Origin of the sequence: Leucobacter celer subsp. astrifaciens (assembly GCF_001273835.1) — a bacterium.
Taxonomy (GTDB): domain Bacteria; phylum Actinomycetota; class Actinomycetes; order Actinomycetales; family Microbacteriaceae; genus Leucobacter; species Leucobacter celer.
Genome location: NZ_JHEI01000143.1, coordinates 62723 through 88871, shown reverse-complemented (window position 1 = coordinate 88871; position 26149 = coordinate 62723). Strand labels below are relative to the sequence as shown.

Sequence of the window (26149 nt, the reverse complement as noted above, 5' to 3'; positions counted from 1 at the left end):
CAAGGTCGGTTCCGAGCGTATGGGCCGACGCATCGGGTGTCAGCGGGGTTGATTTCCCAGCCGCGCACGGGGTAGGCGCCCCGGCACCCCGTCGTCCTGCGCGCAGAACACCACCCCCGTCATCCTGCGCGCAGTCGCAGGATCCACCACGATGGATTCTGCGACTGCGCGCAGAATGACGAGGTCTGGATTCCAGGCTTTGAGGCGCGTAGCCTGACGAGGCTTGGCTCCCGGAGCCCGGAGCCCGGAGCGAAGCTACTCGGAGCCGATCACGATCCCCGTGCGCAGCTCGGCCAGCAGCGCCAGCACCGCCGCCGCGGTCTCCGGATCGGGAACGCGCTCACTCGCCGCGGTCTCGCCCGGCCCCACCTTGATCCCCAGATCGTCCGGGCCCAGCACGGCGAAGACGTCCTCGTCGGTCACGTCGTCGCCCAGGAACAGCACCGGGCCGGGCGGCAGCGCCGCACGGATCCGGTGCAGCACCGATCCCTTGTCGGCAGCCCGCACCGAGAACTCCCGCACCTCCTTGCCCTCGCGCACGTGCATGCCCGCGGTCGTGCCCAGCTCGACCGCCGCGGCGAGCAGTTCGACGGCCTGGTCGCGGTCGGGCACCTCCCGCGTATGCACCGCGAGGCCGAAGGGCTTGTGCTCGAGACGCACTCCCGCCTCTTCGCCCAGCACGCGCTCGAAGCGGCGCGCCAACCATTCCAGCCGTTGGCTCTCGTCCTCGGTGAGTGCGCCGCCCTCGAGGCTCTCCTCGCTGCCGTACCTCCCCTGATCGTTCTCTCCGGCCTCGACGCCCACCAGCTCGGAGCCGTGGGAGCCCGACACGATCCAGGCGTCGATGTCGAGACCGGTCTCCGCGAGCCCCGCCAGCGAGCGCCCGGTAAGCAGGGTGACGCTCGTCCCCGGCGAGCCGGCCAGTACGTCGAGCGCCTGCTGAGCGCGGGGCAGGATCCTCGCGTCCTGCGGCCGCGGCACGATGGGTGCGAGCGTGCCGTCGAAGTCGGTCGCCACGATCAGCGCCGGCGACGCGGCGAGCCTGCGCACGCGGTCGTCGATGCTGCGCGGCACGAACGCGGCGCCCACCTGGATCGGTTCCGTGCGCTCGCCGCTCGGACCGACCTGGCGCGACTCCGCCGCGGCCTGCACGGCGCCGAGATAGCCGGCGGCCCAGTGCGACACATCGTTGTGGTGCACGGCCTGCCGCAGCGAGCGCATGCGCCGCCGCTGCTCCTCCTTGGGCATGTGGGCCGCTCGGACGATCGCGGCCTTGAGCCCCTCGATGTCGTGCGGGTTCACGAGCAGCGCATCGCGCAGCTCGTCGGCGGCACCCGCGAACTCGCTCAGCACGAGCACGCCCTGCTCGTCGGCCCGGCAGGCGGCGTACTCCTTGGCCACGAGATTCATGCCGTCCCGCAACGGGGTGACCAGCAGCACGTCCGCCGCCAGGTAGAGCGCCACCATCTCGTCGCGCGTGAAGCCGCGGTGCAGATACACGAGGGGTGCGCGGCCGATCGCTCCGTGCTCGCCGTTGATGCGCCCCACGGTCACCTCGACCTCGTCGCGCAGCTGGCGGTACGCCTCCACCCGCTCCCGGCTGGGCGTGGCGACCTGCACGAACACGATGTCCCCGGCGTCGATCTCACCGTCGGCCAGCAGCTCGTTGTAGGCCTTGAGCCGGTGCCGGATCCCCTTGGTGTAGTCGAGCCGGTCGATCCCGAGCATCAGCGTCTTGGGGCTGCCGAGCTCTTCGCGGATCTCCTGCGCACGGCGAAGCACTTCCGGCCGGGCGGCCACGTCCGCAAAGGCGTCCGCGTCGATCGAGATGGGGAACTCCTGCGCCAGCACGGTTCGAGAGGGGCTGTCCACCGTCGCCGGCACGACGACGGTGTTGCCGAGCGCGGGCGCGCGGGTGAACCGCTCGGCGGTGGTGCGGAACGCGACCGCGTCGGTGACCTGCTGGAAGCCGATCACGTCGGCGCCCAGCAGTCCCTCCACGATGCGCTTGCGCCACGGCAGCTGGGCGAAGAGGCGGCTCGGGGGGAACGGGATGTGCAGGAAGAACGAGATGGTGAGGTCGGGGCGCAGCTCGCGCAGCAGCGCCGGCACCAGCTGCAGCTGGTAGTCGTGCACCCACACGATCGCGTCCTCCGCCGCCTCTTGCGCCACCCGCTCGGCGAAGCGGCGGTTCACCTGCCGGTAGCGGTCCCACCACTCGCGGTGGTACACGGGCTGGGCGATGACGTCGTGGTAGAGCGGCCACAGCGTGCCGTTCGAGAAGCCCTCGTAGTACATCTCGACGTCCTCGCCGCTCAGCTCCACGGGCGCCAGGCGCATGGATCCGATCTCGAACGGGTCGATGCGCTCGTCAGTGCTTCCGGCCCATCCCACCCACAGGCAGCCGAGCTGCTCCACGATCGGCTCGACCGCGGTCACCAGGCCGCCCGGCGAGGTGCGCCACGATGTGCTCCCGTCCTCGGCGATCACCCGGTCGACCGGCAGTCGGTTGGAGACCATCACGAGCTCGCGCCCTCCGGTCATGTTCCTCAAATCGGTCATGGCACCTCCAGCGGCTCTTTCTCGCAGTCTAGCGAGCCTGTGTGACGCTCCGGGGTCCCCGTGACGATGGTGTCGATGCGTTACGAGGCAAATCACGCGTTGTGACCAGATGAAGTAGTATGGTCACAACGGAAGGTGCCCTGATGAATGCACGACGCGCGACGGTCGATGCGGCCGGAACGACGGTCTCCTACCTGGAGTGGATCCCGGATCGGCCGACGGGTACGACCGTCCTGCTGCTGCACGGCGGCGGGGCCGACAGCGCCGAACTCTCGTGGGGCGGAACGGGGCCGGCACTCGCCCGCGCGGGTTACCGCGTCGTCGCCCCCGACCATCCGGGCTTCGGGCAGAGCCCGCCCGCGGCCTGGCCGCTGACGCAGGACCGACTCGTCCAGCACGTCGGAGCACTGGTGGACGAGCTCGGGCTGGGCGACTACGCCGTCGGGGGCCTCTCCCTCGGCGGTGGTCTCGCGCTGGGCCACCTCCTCGACAGGCCCGGACGCATCCGCGGAGCCATGCTGCTGGGCACCTTCGGCATCATGCCGCGCCTCACGGACGGCCCCCTCAGCGCCGCGAATCAGCTCGCCACCTGGTTGCTGCTGCGCACCGGGCTGCTCGATGCCATGACGCGCTCCTACTCCCGCAGCGCCACGGCGATGGAGCGCGGGCTGCGCTCCATCGTGCGCGATCCCACCGCGCGCACTCCCGAGCTCGTCAGCGCAGTGGTCGCCGAGGCCGCGGCGGGCGGGGGCCTGCGGGCCTTCGGGCAGTGGCAGCGCGATCAGGTGCTCCGGAGCCGCCTGCGCACCGACTACACCAGCCGGCTGCATGCGATCCGCACACCCGTGCTCTTCGTCCACGGCGAGCGCGACGGCGGGGTGCCCATCGCGCGTGCGCGCGCCGCTGCGGAGCTGCTCCCCCGCGGCGAGCTGCTCCCGGTGCCCGGGGCCGGGCACTGGGTGCAGCGGGATCGACCCGACCTCGTCGTTCCTGCGCTGCTCGGCTTCCTCAGGGGGCTCGACTGATGCCCCGGCCGCTGCTGCCGAACCGGCGCGGGCGCATCCTGGACGCGGCCGAGGAGCTGGCGCTCGAGCGCGGCTTCGACGCGACGAGCGTCGCGGCGGTCGCCGCGCGGGCCGGAATCGGCAAGGGCGCCGTCTACCTCGAGTTCGAGAGCAAGCGGGACATCCTCGACGCGCTCCTGCTGCGCGGCACCGAGCGCATGCGCGCCCGGCTCGCCGAGGAACTCGGCGAGCACCCTCCCCTCGGCGAGGCGTATAGAGCTTCCGTGCGCGTGCTGCTGGAGGACCGGCTCATGACCGCGGCGTTCCTCGACGATCGCGGGGTGCTCGGCAGTCACGTGGACACAGTCGCCGACGGCCGCTACCGCTCGCGCCACGCCGGGGTCGTCGCGTGGCTGCGCGAGCTCCAGCGGCGCGGAGGGCTCGAGGCGGACATCGATCCCGAGCATCTCGCCCTGGCGCTGTCGAGCGCCACGATCGGCCTGCTCTCGGCCGGCAGGATCCTCGGCCCGCTGGACGCGTCGCAGCTTCGGGGCTCCATCGACGCGCTCGGCCGCATGGCCGAGACCTTCGAACCTCCCCACCACCGCGCGCCGGACGGAGAATGACGAACATGCACCTGAGCACTCTCGGCGATGAGCACGGCCGCCCCGTGCTCCTGCTGCACGGCGGCGGGGCAGCCGGCTGGATGTGGCACTCGACAATCGACCATCTCGGCAGCGGGTGGCGGCTGCTCGTGCCGGATCTGCCCGGCCACGACCGCAGCGCCGACGAGGAGTACCGATCCCACGACCGCACGGTGTCGGAGCTGGCGTCGCTGCTCGCAGAGACCGGATCAGCGCCCGCTGCGGTAATCGGCTTCTCGCTCGGCGCGCAGCTGGCGGTGCTGCTCGCGGCGCGCCACCCGGAGCTCGTGGATCGGGTCGCCGTCATCAGCGCCCAGGCCGTCCCCACGCCCGCACCCCGACTGACGCTCGCGCTGCTCGGAGCGACCGCGGGCCTGGCGAAGCGGGAGTGGTTCGCGAGGCTCCAGGCCAGGGAGCTCTTCGTCCCGCCGGAGCTCATCGACGACTACCTGCGCACCTCCGCAGGCATCTCGCGGTCGACCCTCCTCGCCGCCGTCGGCGAGAACATCCGCTTCACCGTCCCCACCGGGTGGAGCGAGTTCCCCGGCAGCGCCCTGATCCTCGCCGGATCGCGCGAAAAGCGATTCATGCGCGCCTCGGTCGAGGTGCTGCACGACGCGCTCCCCCGCGGCGAGCGCGAGATCGTCGACGGAGCCGGACACGGCCTCCCCCTGCAACGGCCGGAGTGGCTGGCCCGGCGACTGCGCCGCTGGCTGCTGCAGGCGTAACGCGGGATCGCCGGAGCGGGATCCCGGGGCGGTGTACCCGCGGGACCGCGCTCCTACAGCTTGAGCTCCTCCCCGCCCGGCAACACCCGACGCAGAACATCGGCCATGGTGATCGCCCCGTCGAACTCGCCGTCGCGCATCACCACGGCGAACTGCTCCCCCGCCTCGCGCATGCTCGTGAGAGCCTCGTACACCGGCTTGGCGGGGTCCAGCACGAGGGCCGGCCGTGTGAACTCGCCGATCCCCCGCTCCGCGGGCTCCAGCAGCACGTCGCGCACGTGGATCACGCCGGGCGTCTCACCGACGCGGTCGACCAGGATGCGCAGGTGGCCGGACTCGGCAGCGGCCGCACGCACGTCCCCGACCGTCGCTGCGCCGGCGACGGAGGTCGGGCGCCACGGGCCCACCGGCAGCAGGTCGCCGACGCGGAGGCGTTCCAGTTCGAAGACGTGCGCCAGCTGAGTGCGGAACGAGTCATCCAGCGTGCCGACCGCGGCCGAGTGCTCCACGAGCTGCCGGATCGTATCGATGTCCTGCCCGCCGAGCGCCCGGTTCTCGGCAGGGGCGTAGCCGCTCGCGGCGACGAGGCGGTTGGCGATCCGGTTGATCCACACCAGCATCGGCCGGAGCAGCCAGGCCAGGCCGCGGGCGGGCACGCCGATGATGTTCGCCGCGAGCTCGGGGTGAGCGATAGCCCAGGACTTCGGCGCCATCTCGCCGATCACGAGGTGCAGAAAGGTGACGAACAGCAGCGACAGCACGAAGGCGCCGGTATCGGCGAGCCAGGCCGGGGCGCCCCACGCGGCGAGGACCGGGCCGAGCCACTGATCCACAGCCGGCTTCGTGATCGCGCCCAGGGCGAAAGTGCAGATCGTGATACCGAACTGGGCCACCGCGAGCATGATGGTGAGCTCGTTCATACCGCGCAGCGCCGCACGGGCGGTGCGTCTGGTGCGCGCCTGGTCCTCGAGGCGGTGTCTGCGGGCCGCGAGCAGCGAGAACTCGATCACCACGAAGAAGGCGCTCAGCACGATGAGCAGCGCGGTCGAGACGGCCACGAACACAGGCGAATCGGTCATCGTTCGCCCTCCTGCCCGTCAGCATCGTCGCTGTCGCCGACACCGTCGGTGTCGCCGTTCGCGGCGAGCTCGACGAGGGTCGCGCGCACGGCACCGGGCACGTGCCTGACGACCGAGAGCACCTCCACGGCGAGCTCCCGCCGCACAGGGTGATCGTGTAGGAGATCGGCGGGGTCGTCGGAGAGCGGCACTCGGACGGTCTCCCCGACCTCGGGGAAGTCGCCCGCCACCGCGATCACGAGACCGGCGAGCGTCTCGAAGTCGCCCTCGGGCAGTTCGTGCCCCACGACGCGGCGCACCTCATCCAGGTGCATCCCGCCGTCGGCTCGCCAGACGCCGGGCGATTCCTCGACCATCTCCGAGGGGCGCGCGGCGTCGTGCTCGTCCGTGATCTCTCCGACCAGTTCCTCGGCCACGTCCTCGGTCGTGAGGATGCCCGCGAAGCCCCCGTACTCATCGATCACGCACGCAAGCTGCGCGTTCGCGCGGTTCATGTCCTCGAGCGCGTCGGGCAGCGCCATCAGCGTGGGCACCATCAGCGGTCGACGCATGATCGTCGTCACCGGCGCGCGATCCGGCTCGCCGGTGCGCAGCAGATCCACCAGCTCGACGACCCCGACGGGTTCACCCGAGTCGTCGACCACCGGGTACCGACTGTGGGAGTGAGCCATCAGCGAGCGCAGCTCCGCCAGAGTCGCCTGTGAGGACACGGTCGCCACGCGGGAGCCCGGCGTCATCGCGTGCTCCACGTCGGCTGCGGGGAAATCGAGCACCCGATCGATGAGGATCGACAGGTTCTCGGGCAGGTCTCCGCTCTCGCGGGAGTCGGCGACGGCCCGCTTCAGATCCTCGGGAGAAGCGCTCGAGTCGATGTCGTGCACCGGCTCCACGCGCAGCAGCTTCAAGAAGAGGTTGGCCGCGATGTCGAACACGGCGATGAGCCAGCCGAATACGGCGAGGTACACCTGCGTCGAGCGCGCCAGGCCGAGCGCGAGCGGTTCGGGGGCGGAGATCGCGAGATTCTTCGGGTACAGCTCCCCGAAGATCATCTGCACGATCGTCGCCGCGACGAGCACGCCCACCGTGGTGACCGACACGGTGAGGGCGAGCGGGATGTCGAGGCCGCCCAGGAGCACGCCCAGCGACTCGCCGACCAGCGGCTCGGCGACGTACCCGACCAGCAGGCCGGTGACGGTGATGCCGAGCTGAGCGCCGGAGAGCATGAACGAGGTGCGTCTGGTCACCGCGAGCGCCCGCTTCGCAGCGACGTCCCCGGCGTCCGCGCGCGCGGCGAGTCGGGAGCGGTCGACCGACATGTAGGCGAACTCCTGCGCCACGAAGTACCCGTTCACCGCGATGATGACGAGGATCAGGACGATGCCGATCAGCAGCATCAGCACTGCGGTGCCCATGCGGGGGTCACCCCCTGGACGGATCGAGGCCGCTCACGACCCGAATGCGGACTGTCTGCTTCCCTGCAACTGTCACCGGGGTCGTCGGACGACGACCCCTGAACCGCGGTTGACCCCAAGTTCGGTATCACTCCCTGTGTCTCGTACGCCGAAAGGTGGACTCATCCTAGCAATCCCGTCTGCAGGGAGGCAGGCCGGGTGCCGCCGGTCGAGCGATCACGGAGCGGTTGAAAGAAATCGCGCCAGCGATTCTGCGCGATCCGCGGTGGCGCCACTGCCCCAGACGAGTCGAAACCGCGATCCGGAGACTTCTGCGGGAATACCCCCACTGGGTATATCGTTGAGGAAACCGTCGCTCTCGCGGATACTCGATTCGGAGACGGAGGAGAGGACGATGAGCCAGTCCCACCACCAGCACCACCACCCGGACCCCCTTCCGGCCGAGCACGCAACCGACGGCCCCGCGCCTCACCCGCAGGAGCAGGAGCAGGAGCAGCAGCTGCCGCCCGCGTCCGCAGAGGAGCATCACGCTCACGCCGGGCAGAGCAGCCACAGCGGCCACGGCGGCAACGGCGGCAACGGCGGCAACGATCAGCACACCGGTCACGGCACTCACATCGACCACTCGGGGCACGACTCGCACGACGGGCACATGGGTCACGCCGGGCACGGCGACCATGTCGGCCAGTTCCGGCGGCTGTTCTGGATCATGCTCGTCCTCGCGGTCCCCACCGTCGCGCTGTCGGGCATGTTCGCGATGCTCCTCGGCTACACCCTCCCCGACGTTCCCGGCCTGCCCTGGGTCTCGCCGGTCCTCGGCACGGTCATGTACCTCTGGGGAGGACGGCCGTTCCTCGTCGGCGCGCTGAGTGAGATCCGATCCCGACGCCCCGGCATGATGCTGCTGATCGCGCTCGCGATCACCGTGGCGTTCATCGCCTCGTGGGCCGCGAGCCTCGGGCTGACGCATCACGAGCTCGACTTCTGGTGGGAGCTGGCCCTGCTGATCGTGATCATGCTGCTCGGGCACTGGATCGAGATGCGATCCCTCGCGCAGACGACCTCGGCCCTGGACTCGCTGGCCGCGCTGCTCCCCGACGAGGCCGAGCGGGTCGAGGGCGATCGCGTGGTCGTGGTCGCGCCGTCGGATCTCGCCGTGGGCGACATCGCCGTCGTGCGCCCCGGCGGCAGCATTCCCGCCGACGGGCGGATCATCGACGGGCGCGCCTCCCTGGACGAGTCCATGGTCACTGGCGAGTCCCGCACCGTCGCGCGCGGGATCGGGGACTCGGTCACCGCGGGCACGGTCGCAACCGACTCCGGCCTGCGCGTCGAGGTCACCGCGATCGGGGACGACACCGCTCTCGCCGGGATCCAGCGCCTCGTCACCGAGGCGCAGAACTCGTCCTCGCGCGCGCAGCGGCTCGCCGATACCGCCGCCGGGTGGCTGTTCTGGTTCGCGCTCGGCGCCGCCGCGCTCACCGCGATCGTGTGGACGCTCGTCGGGCAGCCCGATGACGCCGTGGTGCGGACGATCACCGTGCTCGTGATCGCCTGCCCCCACGCGCTGGGGCTCGCGATCCCTCTCGTCGTATCGATCGCGACGGAGCGCGCCGCCCGCGGCGGTGTGCTCGTGAAGGACCGGCTCGCGCTGGAGAGCATGCGCACCGTCGACACGGTGCTGTTCGACAAGACCGGCACCCTCACCAAAGGCGAGCCCACGGTCGCCGAGGTATCGACGGCGACCGGAATCGAGCCCGACCGCCTGCTCGCGCTGGCCGCGGCGGCCGAATCCGACAGCGAGCACCCCCTCGCGAGAGCGATCGTGCGCGCGGCGGAGCAGAAGGGGCTGCGCGTGCCCGGGAGTCGCGACTTCTCGTCGTCGCCCGCCGTGGGGGTGACCGCCACCGTCGACGGCTCGTCGATCCGCGTGGGCGGGCCGCATCTCCTCTCGGAGGAGCACGCCGAAGAGCTCCCCGCCGCCGATCGGTGGCGAGCGGAGGGGGCGATCATCCTCCACGTCGTTCGGGACGGTCGGGTGATCGGCGCGCTGAAGCTCGCCGACGAGGTCCGCCCGGAATCGCGCGAGGCGGTCGACGCGCTGCACGCCCTCGGCGTGCAGGTCGCGATGATCACCGGCGACGCGGAAGCCGTCGCCCGATCCGTCGCGGATGAGCTCGGGATCGACCGCTTCTTCGCCGGGGTGCGTCCCGAGGACAAGGCCGCGAAGGTGCAGGAACTGCAGTCCGAGGGCAGAAGCGTCGCCATGGTGGGCGACGGCGTGAACGACGCCCCCGCCCTGGCGCAGGCCGATGTCGGCCTCGCGATCGGCGCCGGCACCGACGTGGCGATCGCCTCCGCCGGGGTCATCCTCGCCGGCGACGATCCGCGTTCGGTGCTGTCGGTGATCGAGTTGTCCCGCTCCGCGTACCGGAAGATGCAGCAGAACCTCTGGTGGGCCGCCGGCTACAACCTCGTCTCGGTCCCGCTCGCGGCCGGCGTGCTCGCGCCAATCGGATTCGTGCTGCCGATGTCCGTGGGAGCGATCCTGATGTCGCTGTCCACCGTCATCGTCGCGCTCAACGCGCAGCTTCTGCGCAGACTCGATCTGCGCCCCGAGACCAGCACGCGGACGATCCTCGCCCGCCCTCAGAAGAAGGAAGAAGCACCGTGACCGACACCTCGACCGCAGCGCCCTCGGAAGCGCCGGAGACATCCGCCTGCGACCACGGAGCTCACGGCTACATCACCGACAAGGCGCGCTACCTCGCCCGCCTCAAGCGCATCGAGGGGCAGGCTCGCGGCATCCACCGCATGGTCGAGGACGAGCAGTACTGCATCGACATCCTCACGCAGATCTCCGCGCTGACCAGCGCTCTGCAGGGAGTCGCGGTCGGGCTCCTCGAAGACCACCTGCGGCACTGCGTCACCGACGCCGCCCGCGTCGGCGGCGACGTCGCGGAGGAGAAGATCCGGGAGGCCTCGCAGGCCATCGGCCGCCTCGTGCGCTAGCCGGAGGCTCAGCGGGCCTAGCGGCACCACCGCCGACGAGGCCCGGAGTGAACCCGGCCGCTGCGTCGAGCAGGCGGCAGCGGGGTCATCGTTCGAAGCGCGGTAGGAGGCGGCTCCCGGTTCGGCGCTCTTTCGCGTGCGGCTCTTCGAGTGAAGGGCCGCACGCGGAATGAGCCTACATAATGGGGCCATGAGCACCCATCGCGGCCGACGCTTCATGAAAACCCTGCTCGGCACCACCCTCGTCGTGGCGGGCGTATCCCACCTGACGTTCGCCCGGAAAGAGTTCCAGGCGCAGGTGCCCGATTTCGTCCCCCTCGAGCCGGATACCACCGTGGTGGCATCGGGCATCGCCGAGATCACCCTGGGCACCGCCCTCATCGTCGCTCAGGGCAGACGAGCCCGCCGAATCGGCGGGCTCGCGGCCGCGTTCTTCATCGCGATCTTCCCCGGCAACATCTCCCAGTACGTGCACCGCCGCAACGGATTCGGCCTCGACACCGACGAGAAGCGGCTGGCGCGCCTCTTCTTCCAGCCGGCCCTGGTCGCGCTCGCCTGGTGGTCGACCCGACGCTGAATACTCACGCGGGCGGTCTGCACCGCGGCTTCGGAGTGCGCGCCGATGCGCACTGTGCTGCGCTGGGACGGATTCGCAAGGACCTGGCGGCGGTGCGTGCGGATTGATACGGTGGCAGGCCACGACGAAGGGACGAGACCCATGGACATCCGCCCGACCATCGCCCGTCAGACGATCGCGCTGATCGCCTTCCTCGCGATCGTGGCGCTGGTCGCCTTCCTCGGCTCACTCGCATCCTCATCGAATGCGGACGGCTGGTACGCAGGTGTCGAGAAGGTGCCGTGGGATCCCCCCAATGCCGTGTTCGGACCCGTCTGGTCGGTCTTGTACGGGCTGATCGCGCTCGCGGGCTGGCTGATCTGGCGCGCGGGCTGGCTGATCTGGCGCGCGGGCTACCGGCCCGGGAAACCCAATGCCGCTCGCCGGGCGCTCACGTGGTTCATCGTGCAGCTCGTGCTGAACGGGCTGTGGACGCCGGCGTTCTTCGCCGCCTATCCGGTTCTCGGCGAGCCGGCCTGGTGGATCGCCCTGGCAGTCATCGTCGCGCTCATCGGCGCGGTCGTTGCGCTCGCGATCGCTGCGCGTCAGTGGTCGAGGATCGCGGCGTGGCTGATGCTGCCCTACCTCGCATGGCTGCTCTTCGCGACGACGCTGAACATCGGGATCATCGCGCTCAATTGAGTCCGCGCCGCTGCCGCACAAGTCTCATCCGGATCGCGTGGGCGGGAAGAAGCCTACCGCGCCGCCGAAGAGGAAGGCGTGAATCTGCATCATCCACGAGCGCATTTTCTCCCCCCTCCGTTCCGTCGCTTGTCTCGCCGTTTTCTGACCATCCCACTAATCTGATTCGAAGGGCTTCCTTCGCGATTCCGTAAACTCTGGACCCTGGTCTCATATGAAAGGCGACTATGAACATCTGGGGCATCCACAACGACACGCTCACCTCAGAACTCATCGACGAGGGTTTCGTGAGCCTCGGTTGGGATGAGATCGGTGATCTCCGCGATGTTCCGAATGGCCGCGAGGGTCTCAAGCAGCTACTCGCAAGCTTGTATCCGGACGCGAAGTGGCGATCGATCGCCAATCAGGCAGGAGTGCTCTACCGATTCCGGGATGAGATACGGGCGGGCGACGTGATCATCGCGCCCTATAGGCCCGACTCCACCATCAATCTCGGAGTAGTGACCGGAGACTACTTCTTTGCTCAGGAAGCGCATACTCATCGTCATCGGCGGTCGGTCGAGTGGAAAAAGGTAGGCCTTCCACGCACACTCTTTTCCCAAGCCTCGCTCTATGAGATCGGCTCCGCGATCACGGTGTTCATGGTGCGCAAGCACAGTAGCGAATTCCTAGCCGCTCTCGACTCGATTGATCCTTCGATAGATGCGGTCGCTTCAGCAATCGATCAAGTCTCTGAACAGTCGCCCGAGGATGACGCGACTGATGAGCCTCGGGCTTCCCGCATCGAACGCCATACCCGGGACTTCGTGCTTGAGGCACTGCAGAGGAATCTTTCGCATCAAGAGTTCGAGGAGTTTACGGCTGCGCTGCTACGAACGCTGGGCTATCAAGCCCGCGTCACACAGTATTCCCAAGATGGGGGTGTCGATGTGATCGCACATCGTGATCCTCTGGGAGTGGAGCCTCCGCAGATCAAAGTCCAGTGCAAGCACCGCACTGGCACGATCAGCGCGCCTGAGGTGCAGCAACTTGTCGGTACGCAGGGTCCCGGCGAGCTATCTCTCTTCGTGACATTGGGTGCATACAGCCGCGACGCTCTGATGATCGAACGCCAACGCCCAGGACTCCGACTGCTTACGGGCGAAGATGTTGTCACGTTGGTGCTTGAGAACTACAGCAAGCTCCCCGAGAGATGGCGAGCCGAGATGCCGCTGACGAACGTACTGGTTGTTGCGGACGAGGCGTAGGCGAGCACGGCAGTTGGCCGGAGTTCTCAGTCGGAGTTGAGCACCGATGCGGTGCGGCACTGATGAGGGATTACGTCGCGGGCTCGTCGAGCCGCGCCCAGTAGGCCGCCCATTCCACATCAGTTGCCGAGAGGTCGCGCTTCCTGAGTCCACTTTCACGAATGTCTTTCAACGCTGTACCAAAGTTGCCACCGCTGATTCGGTTGAGCGAGAATCCGGGACTGATGTATGCGACGATCTTCTCCTCGAGTTCGTGTCGCACGCTCGAGCCGCAGGCCGTGGAGACGCCCCGTGCGCACCCGGATACCGAAGTACCGTCCATCTGACGAGCCGCTCGTTTCTCTCAGCAAGTCCAGAGCCTATCGAGAGCTCGCCCCGTACTGGCAGGTTCCATTCAACGCCCTCGCGAGAGAACCCGGCAGCAATGAAGCCGGCTCAACCGCAGCCCCAATCAGACTCGGGATCCGTCACCTGCACTCCAACCCGAAAACGAAAACAACCCCGGTCAGAAGCTAGTTCTGACCGGGGTTTCTCGTCGGGATGACAGGATTTGAACCTGCGACCCCGTCCATCAAAAGACCTGATCACGATTAATTTCGAGACCATGCGAATGACTACGGTTCCCTGGTGTCGGCTAGGGATGCGGCGTTGTGCCAGTTCCGAGTATAGCCGGTTGGTTCGGGGTCGTCACGGTCAATTTCCATGGCTTTTGCATGGCGGCTCAGAATTGTCCTTTTGACATCATCGACAATGCGGAGCCGAACCTGACCCACGAAGTGCGCGGCCCTGGCCGAGGGCTCCAATTCGCACGACACTTCCCAGATACATAGCACTCTCCAGAGGCCCACCCAGCAGAGAGAAACTAGCGCAGCTTCCGAGCTAACCCAACCGGCTACTCAACTGCGTCATCAATCAGCCCAAAAGGCTTCACATCTCGGTCACCCGAATAACGGACAAGCGTATTAACGTGCTGCGGTGGCGAATTATCCACAAGGACGAGCTGAGCCCCTTGTCCCTGACCCGACAGCCATGTCGCAGCGTGAGCGTACACATTGTCCACTAGCCGCGCGTCTGCGAAGTCTCGGTCTTCGGGGCTCGCCCTATGCCCAAGGTTCTTTTGCGGGCTATCAATGACAAGCACACCCGGAAGCAACGCTTCACGCTCCCACGATATTTCCCATATCGCCATGGCCCAGGCGAGGCTGATCAGAACCAATCCGCCGCTACTAGCTTTCGTGTACAAGGCGCCACGCACGTGCGGGATCAGCTTGTCGTCAAGCCAGGCATCACCTTTTAGCTTTGGATACCCGAAGTCAGTAAGTATCTCCGCAAAGCGTTGCGAAAGCGCACGTTTCACCTCGTCACGATTAGGTCGAGCGCTTAGCCTTCTCTGTTCGCGTCGCAGCCGCGTAACGGCAGCTTGCCGCAAATCTCGTTGATGTTCTGCTTCATTCACCCGACCCCAAAGCCGAACACCCACTTCAATACGCGCGAGCTCCGATTGAGCTTCACTGAAATCTCGCATGGCCTGGTCCCTGAAAGCCAGAAATGGAGCGGGGAGATCTGCCGCATGATTCAATTCTTTTGCCAGTTGTTCCACGGAAGCCTGCGTTACCCTGGCGTGGTTCCGCATACTACTTAATTGACGTTCCAGGCGACCAAGGTAGTCAGTGAGCTCGTCAAGACGTTGCGTCACTGCGCGTAGTTCTCTCTTGGAGAGCATCGAAACAGAAGTTTGTTCGGAAGCATCTTCGTTGCCACAAAGCGAACAGTGTCCATGATCAAAACGCACCGGCTCCTTTAACTTCGAAAGACAAGCCGGACAGGTCTCGATCCTCAGCGGGTCAAACACCCGCTCCGCTTCAGTAAGGAACGTAAGCTTCCGCCTATCATCCGCGTACTGAAGAGCGAGAGCTCGGAGCCTCTCGACCAAGCTTTCACGTGCGCGAACCTTTTCCCACGCGGCACTTTCAGCGCTTTGCGCGTCGTTTAGACGATTTCGAAGCTCAACAAGACCACTCTGAGTTCCCGCTTGCAATTTGTCGTTTGCTCTGACTGTCTCAGCGAGAGCAGACTGCCTCCTTCGTGCGTCTTCGAAGAGGATCTCCACTCCAGCTGGGCCCTCCGGGTATTCTTTGTCCACTACAGCAGTTAGGGCCTGAACCGTAGACTCCGCCTCACGCAAAGCCTCTTCAGCTTTACGCAAGCGCTGTGTCGCTAGTCCCAATTCTTCGTCCGAAACTTGAAACACAAAATCCAGGGTTTGCTGCAATTTGTATGCAACTACAGAGTTTCCGCCCTCTACGAGCAGATTCTTACTGTCGAGTCTTGAATTCTCGAAGAAGATCAATCGGGATAGGTCCCTAAAGCTGAAAGCATGGCTATCGGCATTCGGGTTGGCCGCACTCGTTTGCAACCTCACACCTGAAAGCCCAATCGCTTCCATCAGGAAGTAGGAAAGCGAATCTTCCTCTCCAGGCTTATCGATTTGCAGGCGTCGCTCAATCGCGTCTTGAACGCCGTTGATCGGCGCATTCCAAACTGATGCAAACTTTGAAGAAGCGCCGACGGTCGTGCGTTGAATTGTGTGAATTTCGCCGTTCAACGATATTTCGAGTGCGGCACTCGTGACGTTGTCCCGCATCTCTTCGTGATCAGGGTAGTCATCGCTTCCGAGCAAGTATTGAACGTACTCAATAACACTTGTCTTCCCCGTCTGAGAAGCTCCCGCGATGACACCGATGGGCTTTGTGAGATCTCCTTCAAGGAAGCTCACGTCATAAGTTCTCGGATTTGCAATCGTGCCGAATAGGCGCAAGTGACGGATTCGGAGGCCTTTTTGTAACTCAGCATTCAAATTTCTGCAACCTCCGGGTCGACAACGTCATCAAATAGATCCACAAGGAGCCAGTGAGTTCCTGCCCACTTGGCAGTGGCTTCTCGAAGTGCCTTATCCGTCATCCGGTTCAGGCGCAGCAGAACTACTTCTGCAGCCAGTCGATAGGCATCCGCGTATGCCGACTGGAGTTCTTCCGCAAGGGCTTCACCCTGAGTGGTGATGGAATAGGCTTCCTCGCCAACTTCAACGAGACTGTGTGAGACGAGTATGGCGAGATCTGCGCGTATCCGTTCACGTCGACTTACAAACCTATGACCGAGTGAAGCATAGGAAAGTTGACCCTTTGCATACCCCGCGAGTTCGAGGCGGGTAACGTCTTGGAGATCAGCCGCATCGTTTCCAGATAAGACCGCAAACGGGTTTGCCGCAAAGAAGTCATATATCGCGACCCGATCAGTTGTGGACATCTGTACTGAAAGCCGACGTGCAACTGAGAACGCGAGTAGCAACTGTGCAGATCGGAATGATGCGTGCCTATCCAAATCAACACTAGGAAGAAGTGTCGTTTTCGCCTCCGTCACGCTCAAGCACCTCCTTCACAACTTGACTTGCGGCGGGTCCACTATGTTCTGAAGCAATACCCCGCCAATGCAACACCCAGCCCGCTTTCGTATGCTCGACAAGTCGGTGAGCAAGGCCTCTTCTATGTGCAGGTCTTAACGGCAAACCCGGGGTTGCCGCGAAAGAACTAGCAGCAGACGTCACGGAGTCAACGAGTCCTCGTATTCTCCCATCATCGTCAGCGTCGTCTTTCTTGCTATTGAAAGTGGATTCCCAAGCTCCATGAATCTCAAGTTCCACTTCGTTGAGCGCGCTGATCTCCGATAACACGCCGCGGGATTCCACGTCTCTTGCCATGGCTTCTGCAGCAAAAAAGAACCCTTTCGCTGCATCGGTTTCGTCATGTCCCGCGGCTTGGAGCTGCTTCACGAACAGCGCGCCCTCAAGAGGAGTTAGATCTTTGGGAATCCGTACCAGGACTGGAGCCGCACCTTCTGACACCTTTGGGAAATAAAGATTCCGCACCCATGCCGCATCCGGTTGCATCAATTCGCGACGCAGTCTTACGCCGTTCTTCAATTCAATTACGAGCCCCTCATGCTTTCGACGCATCCTCGCAGACCAGCCGTCAAACCACTTCTGTTCAGCCGGAGGCAGCACTGAAGGCACACAAAGCGTCCAAGCTGCAACATCGAAGCCTTCCTCATCCGCCTTTTTCATAACCTCGTTGAATGAATCACGGATCTGGTTGCGCTGGGACTTACCCCATTCAATGAAAAACTTGGACTGCCAAACGGCAATGCGTTCGTTTAATGGGCCAACGTAAGTGTCGATTCCCCAGTCACTGCCGGAGGGAAGCGACACTTCAGAAGCGGCCGATATCTGGACGGAGACCAAATCCGTAACCAGAAGCTGAAAGCGCGCTCGCGCACCACTATAACTCTTACTATCCTCAAGGAAGCGGCGAAAAAGGACGTCTGGAGCAGGCAACTCTTCCATTTGCACCCTTGCTTCTCAAACTCGACCAACGCCACAGAGCCATGCTCCTTCACTCAGGTTACTAGATGAGCTACGAGCTTCCGTTTAAGCAGCCATGAGTGCAACGACGACGAGTTCCCTCCCGCCACTATTTATTCTCACCCCTTCGGTCGATATGTGCTTCAAACCACTCGTCGCCCCGCTGCGTCGCTCAATGCTCCTTTCGCGTGAGGTGCGTCAGGGAGGTACTTCCACACTTGCAAGACGCGTGGAAGCTCGGGAGGCGAGGCCGGAGGGCGAGGGCCTGACTGCCTGTCGGCGTGGGCCGAGGTGGTGCGGGATCTGCGTGGAGGGCCGACGTTCAGGGTGTGGGTGGGGTGCACCTGTGAGGTGACCATCCGGCGGCGTGGGAACGCGCGAGGCCGGGTACGCCGATCACCGGGAGCCCCAATGCGTGAACCCCCAGTACCGCTGGCCGGTCTGCGTGCCGGATCGTTGTTCTCTGGGTACGGGGGTCTCGATCTCGCCGTCGAGCACGTCTTCCAGGCGCGCACGGTGTGGTTCTCGGAGATCAGCCCCGTGCAGCGCGTCTTCGCGCACCACTGGCCCGATGCCCCGAATCTCGGCGACATCGCCACCGTGGACTGGGACGCGGTCGAGCCCGTGGACGTGCTCTGCGGCGGGTTTCCCTGCCAGGACGTGTCGACGGTCGGGAAGATGGCCGGCCTCGCGCCGGGCACCCGTTCCGGGCTCTGGTCGCACATGGCCGAAGCAGTCGATCGGCTCCGTCCCGGATGGGTCGTGATCGAGAACGTGCGCGGCCTGCTCTCCGCCCCCGCGATCCGCGCGGCCCCCGACCCGGCTGATGCAACCCCGCTCTCTGCAACCCCTGAAGGAGACGACCATGCAACCCCAGCCCCTGCAACCCCGGTCCATGCAACCCGTGCCGATGCAGCCCTTCGCGATCTGGGACCCGGCTTGTGGGGTGTGGGAGACGAGCCAGTTCGACCTCTCCGGGCGCTTGGCGCCGTTCTCGGAGACCTGGCCGACCTCGGGTATCACGCGGCATGGCTCGGCCTACCCGCTTCCGATGTCGGAGCCCCGCACCCCAGGTTCCGCGTGTTCGTCCTCGCCCGTGCCGCTGTTCCGGACGCCGCTCGCGTCGGACTCGTCCCGCGGCGGGGAGACACTCGAGCAGGTGCGGGCCAGGAGGGGAACGATCGCGCTCTCCCACCAGGTCATCGATCTCGTACTGAACGGACCCGATATCTCGAATCCACGACAGGACGAATCGGGGATGCTGTGGTCCCTGGTCGGGCGCATCTTCGAGCTTGGGGACGATACGCCACAGCGATCGCACGATGGGAACACGTCACCGGCATGACAGCCCCAGCCCCAGCACTGGATCAGGAAGGGCAGGGGTTACGTCCCTCGCCCGGGTTCGTGGAATGGCTGATGGGCCTCCCACAGGGATGGGTGACAGACCCCGGTATCGGGTTGACGGCGAATCAGCAGCTCACCGCGCTCGGCAACGGGGTCCTGCCCCTCCAAGCCGTCACCGCAGTGAGCGCTCTCCGGGCCGTGTTTCACAGCGCGTCGGAGTGCTGAAGGCGCGATGCCCGTCCGACGCATCTGCGGGCGCTGCAGGGTCAGTGGGCGTGGGTGTCGCGGATGTGGCCGGAGATCCAGGCGAACACGATTGTGCTGGCGAACACGATCGCGATGCCCTTCGCAAGCGGCAGGGGCGAGAGCGGGAGGATGCCGGTAGCTGCGATGACGAGAGTCCAGAAGAGCACGCCGGTAACGATGAGCCCGGTGAGGGCGGCGGCGTCGGAAAGGCGCAGCATCCAAGCGGTGAGATCAGGCCGGGGAGCTGGGGAGGTTCGTTGTGCCATGGTCATTCCTTGTCTGCGCTGCGGGTCCGGTACTGGGTGGGGGTGGCCCCGAGGTGGCGGGTGAACGCGGCGGTGGCGTGGGTGCGGGAGTGCCATCCCGCGAGCTGCGCGGCCTCTTTGATGGGAAGGTCGGGGTGTTCGGTGAGGAGGGCGGCCATGCGGTGCGCGCGGGCACGAGCGAGATAGGTGGCTGGCGGGATCCCGTATGTGCGGGTGAAGACGCGTCGCAGTTGTGATGGGGAGAGGTGGACGCGGGCGGCGAGCTCCACGGTCGTCCACCTGGTGCCGGGCTCGGCGGTGAGGAGTTCCGCGATCTCGCGGGCCTCGGGTCTCGGCCCGAAGCGGCGCGCCCCGAGATCGAGGGCACGCGCGGGGGTGGGGATGCTGGGGTCTGCGGGCGGGGTGGCGTGGAGGGTGCCGAGTTCGGTGATGAGGGTCCAGGACAGGCTCATCGCCTGCGCATGATGCTCGAGACTCACCGGCTGCCCGAGGGCTTCGCCCAAGCGGTCGAGGAGGTCGCAGACTCGGTCGAAGACGGGTTGGTCGAGGCGGGTTTCGTGGATTGGGGCACGGTAGATCGCGTCGAGCATCCGCTTCGCTGCGGCACGGTCCGGGAGGAGGCCGGTGTAGAGCCAGTAGAGCTGGTCGATGATGTAGCGGCGGTCGAACCCGATCCGGGTCACTTCGTAGCCGGGGTCCGGTGCGATCTGATAGCTCACCCCGGCGTCAATTGCGAGTACGTCTCCAGCTGCGAGCGTCATTTGCCCTGCGGGGGAAGCGAATCGTGCGGTCCCGGCACGAACGAACTTGTACACGATCCGCGAGTCCCGCATCAGCGCGGGCGCATCCGTCATCGCAGTCACGATGGTGAGCGGAACGCCCCGCAGCCCGGGCTGCGAGATGCCCGGGGTCGGGAGGAATGGGCTCGGGAGGTCCCCGTTCAGCGCAGGAACAAGATCGGTCTCGTTCCTGGGCGGCTGGTTGGGGTTTGGGCGCATTTCTCCGGTCTTCGTATCGTCGCATCGGGCCCGCCCGGTAACTGATGCGGGCAGGCGCCGGGGAGGGGAAGAGAGTGGTGCGGTTCTGGATTCCCGCGTCTCCCGCGAGGGAGTCAGCGGGGTCCAGAACCGCACCGTTGGGTTGCCGCCGAGGTGATGCCGTGTGTGGTTGTCATGACCCTTTTCGGGCATCAAGTGAAAAGTCTCGGCAGCGTCCGTCATCCCCTTTTGATCCCTGTGCAGCGGAGCTTCATGGAGAGCGCGCCAACCCTAGGGGTGGGGAGGGAGATGGGTGGCGCGGAAGATCCCACATACACGAAGGGATAGGGAGGGGGATCCCTGGATTGGGGGTGACGGGGTGTGTCACCCGCACGCTTTTGTGGTGCGGGTGGTCGGGCCCCGGACGTCGTTTCTGAGGGAGAGTGAACGTCCAGGGAATCGGTGAAAAGTCAGGGTAAGGACTGAAGCCCTTTGGGTGTGTGACGGCTGGGGTGGGGTTCTGGCGGCTCGCCCCGCATGCGAGACAGTGTTCCGGGGGTGGCCAGAACCCGCCCGCCACGTTTGACCATTACTGGCTCCGGGGGTTCCCTCTCCACCCCCGAGACGGTGTCGGGGATGGAGAGGGAACCGTACAGAAGCTGCCGGCGGCTATCCGTGTGCGGGCGTCACCGTGGCGTCATCTTCCTTACGGCGCTTGCGGAGCAGGAACAGTGCCCCGCCCACGAGCAGCAGACCTGCACCGAGGAGGCCTACGGCGCCGAGCATCTGCCCACCGGTCACCGGGAGGCACGAACCCTCACATGGCGGGAAGGTGTTGAGCACCTTGACCGTGTTGTCCGTGCCGGTGAGGTTCGTGACGATCCCGTCACTCGCCCCGCCATCGGTCGTGTCGTCACTGTCGGTGATGGTGACCTTCGCCCCGTCCGGGACATTGGTTTCCTTCACCTGGCACGACACCCCGGCAGGCACCGTGATGGTGCGCGACTCGCCATCCTTGAGACGGAACTTCGCGTCCGCCTCAGGCAGCACGTACTCGCCGTCCACGACCTCACCGTTCTCTCCTTCGCCTGGGATGGTGCAGGAGAGGGTGAAGTCATACGCGCCGCCGGTGCCGGGGCCTTCGACCTTCTTCGACACGGTGAGTTCAGCGTTCTCGAAGGTGTTGACCGCCGAGATCGTGAGGACCTGCAGCTCTTCCGGGGTGCCATCGGTGACGGGCACCGAGTTCTCCCACGAATCGAAATCAACCTCGGACGCTTGCGCGCCACCGGTGTTGACCTCTTCACCGAAGCAGCGCGCGTCAAGCGGCAGCAGGCGCGGCTCGCCGTCATCGCCGACGAGGTACTTCGTCTGGCCACCCTTGATCTTCACAACCCCCGAGTACACGTCCGTGAGGACCGTCTCACCTTGGCCGTTTGCTTCCTCGATCTGGCAGGTGGCGAGGATCTCGAACATACGATCCTTCGCAGCCTCCACCGCGATGTCATCACCCGCGAGGGTCTTCGACACCTGCACGGAGCCTGCGGAGATGAAGTTCGTCAGGGAACCGGTCACGGTCCCAGACTTCTCCTCGACCGCATTCCACGGCACGGTCACGGTCACCGGTGCGGCGGGCGCGTCAGCGCTGCCGTGGTCGGTTTCGGTGATCGTGCACGACGAGAACGCGGGCAGGCCCGCCATCACGTCGCTGGTGACCGCGTTCGCACCGTTCACCGGCAGGATAACCTCCTGGTTCAGCACCTCGACTGGGGTGACCCCGTCAAGCTCGGGGTCGAAGGTGCAGACGACCTGGAACTTCAGGATGTCAGAAGCGGCGAACTCGCCCGCCCCGGCCCCCGTGAGCGCCTTGTTGATCTGCACCCCGCCCAAAGGCAGAAGACCCGCGTCGATCGTGAGATCGTGCGTGTCACGACCCAGCACCACCGCATCCGCGGCCCCGGTCGCGGGGTCGGCGTTCGAATCCACCGCACGGTCATCGCCCGCGGCTTTCACCGTGAACTCGGTTCCGTCAGGTCTGGTGAACGTCACCGTGTACCCGCCCTCGTTCGAGGAACGCAACTGCTCGAAGACGTACTTGCCGTCAGCACCGGTGGTGGTGTCGATCTGGACCGGGTTGCCCAGATCATCCACACCCGTCACGCGCACGGGGATACCGGTCGCGGGCTGCTCGGGAGCGCCCTGCCACTGGTTCTGGATGCCGTCGCGGTTGAAGTCCCACCACGTGTAGTCGCCGATCGAGGACTCGATCGCGACCTCCGGGGACTCGGCAGACCGCACCGCGTTCTCGAGACCCTCCGCGAAGCCGGTCGCCCGGTTCACGTACACGTCCCCGCCACGGTTATCGATGCCGACCATGCGGATCGTGAACTGGATCGCGGATCCCGTGGAGAACGGACCCGGACGCTGCACACGCACCGCCGTCACCTCAGAGGCGCTCGCGGGGCAGTCCGCAACGGTACCGCTGCCCGAAGCGACCGCACCGCCAGCCGGGGCATCACACCAGGTGATGTTCCCCGTCGCGCCATTCCGGGCGTTCCTCGGATCTTCAGACGGGTTCGCATTCTTCGTGTAAAGAATATGAACCTGCTGGCCCTGCACGTTGCCGTCGGTCACTTCGGCCGAGTGGAAGGTGAACGAACCATGGAAATCAGACCCCAGTACACCCTGCTTCGGGAGTACATCGATGATGTCCGGATCGTTCGGCACCGGAGCATTGCCCGGCAGGCGGTTCGAGAACCGCACGGACCACTCATTCAGCTCGTTGGTCGCCTGGCCGGCACGGTTGACCTGCACCACCGGGGTCAGCGGCTGCTTCGTGATCCTGACACCGCGGATGTTCGAGATCTGGATCTGCGCCTCATCCGAACGCTGCTCCAAAGTGGAAGCATCGTCCTCGGCCCACACCACGACCGTGTTCTCGTACACGCCGTCCTCAGCGGTCGGGTCGACGTTCACGGACATGATGATCGGATCCATCACCGTGTTGACCTCGTGCTGCGGAACGACCCAGCGAATGTACGTCTCTCCCGCGGCACAGGCGGGACGCTTCGCGTCACCTGGGGTTGTGCTCTGCACGAGCACCGGCGTGACCGACGCAGACGCGTAGATCTGGGAGTCCGGGAGGCAGTCCTCGACCCAGACATCTTTGAGGATGCCCGGAGTCGCCGCGCCCGAAGTGAGGGACGGCTGCAGACGGTACTGCACCAGGTCACCGCCCGTGGTCTGCGGCGGCGTGTCCGAGAAAGAGCCGCTATCACCCTTGCGCACCTGCTTATCGATGCGCGCCTGAGCATGCGCGAGAATCAGGCGGTCGCCTGGACTGCCACTGTGCGTTTCTGGTGTATAACTGCTCTGCCACCAGTTGCCGGAGGCAGCGATGACCTCGCTAAGACTGAGGTCATCAAAGTTGACGCGCTTCTCACTTGCCCAGTTGGGGAGGATGGTGCCGGTCGCCATCCCGTTGTCAGCCACACGCAGGGCGATTGAAACGGATGCACGTACTCCAAGTCCCGTCGCAGCGTTAGCTTCTACCGCAGGAGGAATGACCATGTGTGCGCGTACTCGTGAGACTGCGGTGTACACACCTTGAGTAGCGAGAGTCGGGTCGTTTCCGGGAACCTGAGAAGGATCGTCATACCAGGGGCCCATGTCCTCGCCGCAGGTGGAAGCAGCGCCGGCAGCACCGACCTGGGCAGAGTACTGTACCGTCAGATCAGGCACTTCGGATATATCATCCGCATAGTACTTCGGCTCTGGCACGTTGTTGTAACCAGAGATCCATACGCCTTCACCGCTAGAAGGGACACGCTGCATAGCGCCATTGAAGAGTCCCGGACCGAACTCTCCTGTCGCAAGATTCAGCTTGCTACTATCCCAGGCATCGCAGCCAACCCAGCTCACATCTGCGGGCAACGATGGCGTCGAAGCAGTGACCGCAAGCTGTGAGGTGACGAGCTGTGTCGGAGCTACAGTAATTCCGCCACTCATTCGAGTTGCGCCACCCGGAGGCCCCTCACCCAGAGCAGTGTTTCCCGGCGCGAATAGCGTCGGGCTCACGTTGCCTTCGAGGCCGGGGAGCCCCATGAAGAACTTGTCAAACCCGCCAGGCAGTTTGATGATCGGTGTAGTGGTGCGGTAGTCATTCCAGTTCACCGGGCTGGCCACTCCTCCGGGCAGGTTCGCCGCGTTGGCTCCCGGCTGGTCGGCAGAAGTCTGTACATCGGTAGCAGAGTCGAATCCGCGGATGTCGAGATCGGTAAAGGAATTGTAAGTGCTGAGAGTCCAGGAGTTGTTCGACTCAACACCGAAATCTCGAATGGCCGCAACCGGTGTGTACACCCTAAACGCGCTAGAGACCGCGTATGCAGCATTTCCTGGAAGCGCGTTTCCGGTGGGGTAGGAGACTTGCGAGGGGTAAGTGCGCAAGGACCAGTCCGCGTTTGCGATTGTGAATTCAGCTGGTTCTCCGGGTCCCGGCTGATCGATGCTAATGCTTCCGGAATCGCGTACGGAGTTCACTGAAGTGAGGGGGTTCACCAGGGTGCTACCGATCTTGTGTCCAGGTCGGTTGTAATTCGTGTCGGTGTTTGCAAACACGATGCGGCTGCCGTACTTGTCGGGGTCGGCGTTCATCGCAGCATGCTGCACGGAAGTGAGGCTCGGATACATCGCTTCGGGCGAAAGGTCATCCACGAATGTCACGTCACCGACCGCGGGCATCGCGCCTTTACCGCCAGCGGGCGCCGAGAACAGCACCGAGTAATAGGTGATCTTGCACACTACTGAGCTGTCCCAGGGGCAGGCAATATCTGCCGGACCGCTCACATAGCCGCTGTTCTCATCCAACGCGACGCCATTCTTCGAGATGTCCCACATCAGTCGCGCGGACGCCTTCACGTTGGGGAGGTTCGCGGTGTCGATCGCGACGCCGTTGTATCCGTCAGCGACGATCTGTGCCGCAGTGATGGGAAGATCCTGGCCCTGGTGGGCGAGATTCAGAACCTTCACGGTGACATCAACGATATCGGTGCCGGACACGATCGTGCCTCGGTTGCAGATCAGGGTCTGCTCCGAGAGTTCGTCAATCGAGTCCGCTGTCAGCGGGATCGTGGGCTCGCCTGCGGTCGCCGGGGCGATCGAGGAACCAGTCGCCTGGCAGAAGCCGGGGAGGTCAGTGATCTCCATGCCCTTGGGAAACGTGATCTGGAACGTCGTGTTCTCCGCCGTGCCAGACGGCACCGCGTACTCGACCTCGTAGGTCACGGTGTCGTTCACGCGCACGACACCGTTGTTGGGCCCGGAATCGTTGCCCGCGCCACTGTCTGCGTCCCAGCCTGGAGTACCGTCAGACTTGATGCGCACATCGAGTGCAAGAGTCGGCAGCGCAGGGTCAGGATCGTCGATATCCGCCGGAGCCGGAGCATCCTCGTCACCCTGCGGCACCGGGGCATCCATAGGTGCGGGGGCGTCTTCGCCACCCGTCTCGGGCGCATCCGCCGGAGCCTCCGATACCGGCGTGTCCGTTGCCGGGGTCTCGGTCGAGGGCGTGTCGGTCGTGGGATCTTCCGCCCATGACACCGTGGCCGGAGTCAGGGTAAACGCCAACGCGAGCGTCAACGCGGAGGCAACGAGTTTACCCCCCCCCCCCCCGAAAAGAGGGGTCGTCTCGCGGGGCGCCTGCCCCACGACTGGTTACTGATGTGCACTGTGTCTCCTCGTTCTCTCCATACAACGACAGGGTGTACCTGCAGCAGGTCCCCCGCCAGGGGCCTGCCACCTTACGGATCTGCGCACGTCAGGGCGCGTGCAGACGAATATCCCTTCACACGTAAAGACCACATCCGGGGATGGAGTGTTACAGGGTTCAGGAAGATCTGCCAGAAATCTTTGCCAGCACGGAATGCACATCGTCGTGCGCGGGAGGCTCGTCATC

At 65.3% G+C, this 26149-nt stretch carries 19 protein-coding genes; 9 read left to right on the top strand and 10 right to left on the bottom strand.

Features of this window, described 5'->3' with window-relative positions; genetic code table 11:
• Window positions 1-255: 255 nt before the first annotated feature.
• Window positions 256-2562 carry a bifunctional alpha,alpha-trehalose-phosphate synthase (UDP-forming)/trehalose-phosphatase gene (locus tag AMS65_RS14655; protein ID WP_075201024.1) on the bottom strand — a complete coding sequence of 769 codons (2307 nt, stop codon included), beginning with the start codon at window positions 2560-2562 and terminating at the stop codon, window positions 256-258.
• Window positions 2563-2705: 143 nt separating this feature from the next.
• Here AMS65_RS14655 and AMS65_RS14650 point away from each other — a divergent pair, with 143 nt between their 5' ends.
• Genes AMS65_RS14650 through AMS65_RS14640 form a run of 3 tightly spaced genes read left to right on the top strand, consistent with a single transcriptional unit; the run spans window position 2706 to window position 4938 of the window.
• On the top strand, window positions 2706-3587 hold the full coding sequence (locus AMS65_RS14650; RefSeq protein ID WP_053384920.1) for an alpha/beta fold hydrolase: 882 nt from the start codon (window positions 2706-2708) through the stop codon (window positions 3585-3587).
• Window positions 3587-4192 carry a TetR/AcrR family transcriptional regulator gene (locus AMS65_RS14645; RefSeq protein ID WP_053384919.1) on the top strand — a complete coding sequence of 202 codons (606 nt, stop codon included), beginning with the start codon at window positions 3587-3589 and terminating at the stop codon, window positions 4190-4192. Before AMS65_RS14650 ends, AMS65_RS14645 begins: the two co-directional genes overlap by 1 nt.
• A 5-nt stretch (window positions 4193-4197) precedes the next feature.
• Window positions 4198-4938, top strand: a complete 741-nt coding sequence (locus AMS65_RS14640) for an alpha/beta fold hydrolase (protein WP_053384977.1) — start codon at window positions 4198-4200, stop codon at window positions 4936-4938.
• Between the two features lie 53 nt (window positions 4939-4991).
• On the opposite strand, the gene AMS65_RS14635 is transcribed toward AMS65_RS14640, so the two are convergent.
• Together AMS65_RS14635 and AMS65_RS14630 are read right to left on the bottom strand one after the other, a co-directional pair.
• Window positions 4992-6017: a CNNM domain-containing protein gene (locus AMS65_RS14635; protein ID WP_053384918.1), complete on the bottom strand. Its 1026-nt coding sequence runs from the start codon at window positions 6015-6017 to the stop codon at window positions 4992-4994.
• Window positions 6014-7429 (bottom strand): hemolysin family protein, encoded by a 1416-nt coding sequence (locus tag AMS65_RS14630; protein WP_053384917.1) that lies wholly within the window; start codon window positions 7427-7429, stop codon window positions 6014-6016. Before AMS65_RS14630 ends, AMS65_RS14635 begins: the two co-directional genes overlap by 4 nt.
• Before the next feature lie 394 nt (window positions 7430-7823).
• Here AMS65_RS14630 and AMS65_RS14625 point away from each other — a divergent pair, with 394 nt between their 5' ends.
• The 5 genes from AMS65_RS14625 to AMS65_RS14605 all read left to right on the top strand — a co-directional run bounded on the left by AMS65_RS14625 (window position 7824) and on the right by AMS65_RS14605 (window position 12946).
• Window positions 7824-10103, top strand: a complete 2280-nt coding sequence (locus AMS65_RS14625) for a heavy metal translocating P-type ATPase (RefSeq protein WP_206541999.1) — start codon at window positions 7824-7826, stop codon at window positions 10101-10103.
• A complete protein-coding gene (locus AMS65_RS14620) occupies window positions 10100-10441 on the top strand; it encodes a metal-sensitive transcriptional regulator (RefSeq protein ID WP_053384916.1) in 342 nt (113 codons plus the stop codon). Before AMS65_RS14625 ends, AMS65_RS14620 begins: the two co-directional genes overlap by 4 nt.
• A 190-nt stretch (window positions 10442-10631) precedes the next feature.
• A complete protein-coding gene (locus tag AMS65_RS14615; protein WP_053384915.1) occupies window positions 10632-11018 on the top strand; it encodes a DoxX family protein in 387 nt (128 codons plus the stop codon).
• 54 nt (window positions 11019-11072) lie between these two features.
• Window positions 11073-11699, top strand: coding sequence for a TspO/MBR family protein (locus AMS65_RS14610; protein ID WP_241489466.1), 627 nt, complete (start codon window positions 11073-11075; stop codon window positions 11697-11699).
• Between the two features lie 227 nt (window positions 11700-11926).
• Window positions 11927-12946, top strand: coding sequence for a restriction endonuclease (locus AMS65_RS14605; RefSeq protein WP_053384913.1), 1020 nt, complete (start codon window positions 11927-11929; stop codon window positions 12944-12946).
• A 70-nt stretch (window positions 12947-13016) separates the two neighbouring features.
• Here AMS65_RS14605 and AMS65_RS19520 read toward each other — a convergent pair whose 3' ends face one another.
• The 4 genes from AMS65_RS19520 to AMS65_RS19505 all read right to left on the bottom strand — a co-directional run bounded on the left by AMS65_RS19520 (window position 13017) and on the right by AMS65_RS19505 (window position 17351).
• Window positions 13017-13208, bottom strand: coding sequence for a hypothetical protein (locus AMS65_RS19520; RefSeq protein WP_157502325.1), 192 nt, complete (start codon window positions 13206-13208; stop codon window positions 13017-13019).
• A 630-nt stretch (window positions 13209-13838) separates the two neighbouring features.
• Window positions 13839-15803, bottom strand: coding sequence for a coiled-coil domain-containing protein (locus tag AMS65_RS19515; protein ID WP_157502323.1), 1965 nt, complete (start codon window positions 15801-15803; stop codon window positions 13839-13841).
• On the bottom strand, window positions 15800-16366 hold the full coding sequence (locus AMS65_RS19510) for an ABC-three component system middle component 2 (RefSeq protein WP_306455231.1): 567 nt from the start codon (window positions 16364-16366) through the stop codon (window positions 15800-15802). The genes AMS65_RS19515 and AMS65_RS19510 overlap by 4 nt, the downstream gene beginning before the upstream one ends.
• On the bottom strand, window positions 16335-17351 hold the full coding sequence (locus tag AMS65_RS19505; protein WP_157502319.1) for a hypothetical protein: 1017 nt from the start codon (window positions 17349-17351) through the stop codon (window positions 16335-16337). The genes AMS65_RS19510 and AMS65_RS19505 overlap by 32 nt, the downstream gene beginning before the upstream one ends.
• Window positions 17352-17774: 423 nt before the next feature.
• Between AMS65_RS19505 and AMS65_RS14595 the strand changes: the two genes are divergently transcribed.
• The gene (locus AMS65_RS14595) at window positions 17775-18932 is read left to right on the top strand and encodes a DNA cytosine methyltransferase (protein WP_053384911.1); all 1158 of its coding nucleotides are present in this window, start codon (window positions 17775-17777) and stop codon (window positions 18930-18932) included.
• A 41-nt stretch (window positions 18933-18973) separates the two neighbouring features.
• Here AMS65_RS14595 and AMS65_RS14590 read toward each other — a convergent pair whose 3' ends face one another.
• From AMS65_RS14590 to AMS65_RS19130, 3 genes are all read right to left on the bottom strand, one after another.
• Window positions 18974-19219 carry a hypothetical protein gene (locus AMS65_RS14590; protein ID WP_157502317.1) on the bottom strand — a complete coding sequence of 82 codons (246 nt, stop codon included), beginning with the start codon at window positions 19217-19219 and terminating at the stop codon, window positions 18974-18976.
• A 2-nt stretch (window positions 19220-19221) separates the two neighbouring features.
• Complete coding sequence (locus AMS65_RS19825) at window positions 19222-19980, bottom strand: AraC family transcriptional regulator (protein ID WP_162231773.1); 759 nt, start codon at window positions 19978-19980, stop codon at window positions 19222-19224.
• Between the two features lie 885 nt (window positions 19981-20865).
• Window positions 20866-25833, bottom strand: coding sequence for an SdrD B-like domain-containing protein (locus tag AMS65_RS19130; protein WP_157502315.1), 4968 nt, complete (start codon window positions 25831-25833; stop codon window positions 20866-20868).
• Between the last annotated feature and the right edge of the window lie 316 nt (window positions 25834-26149).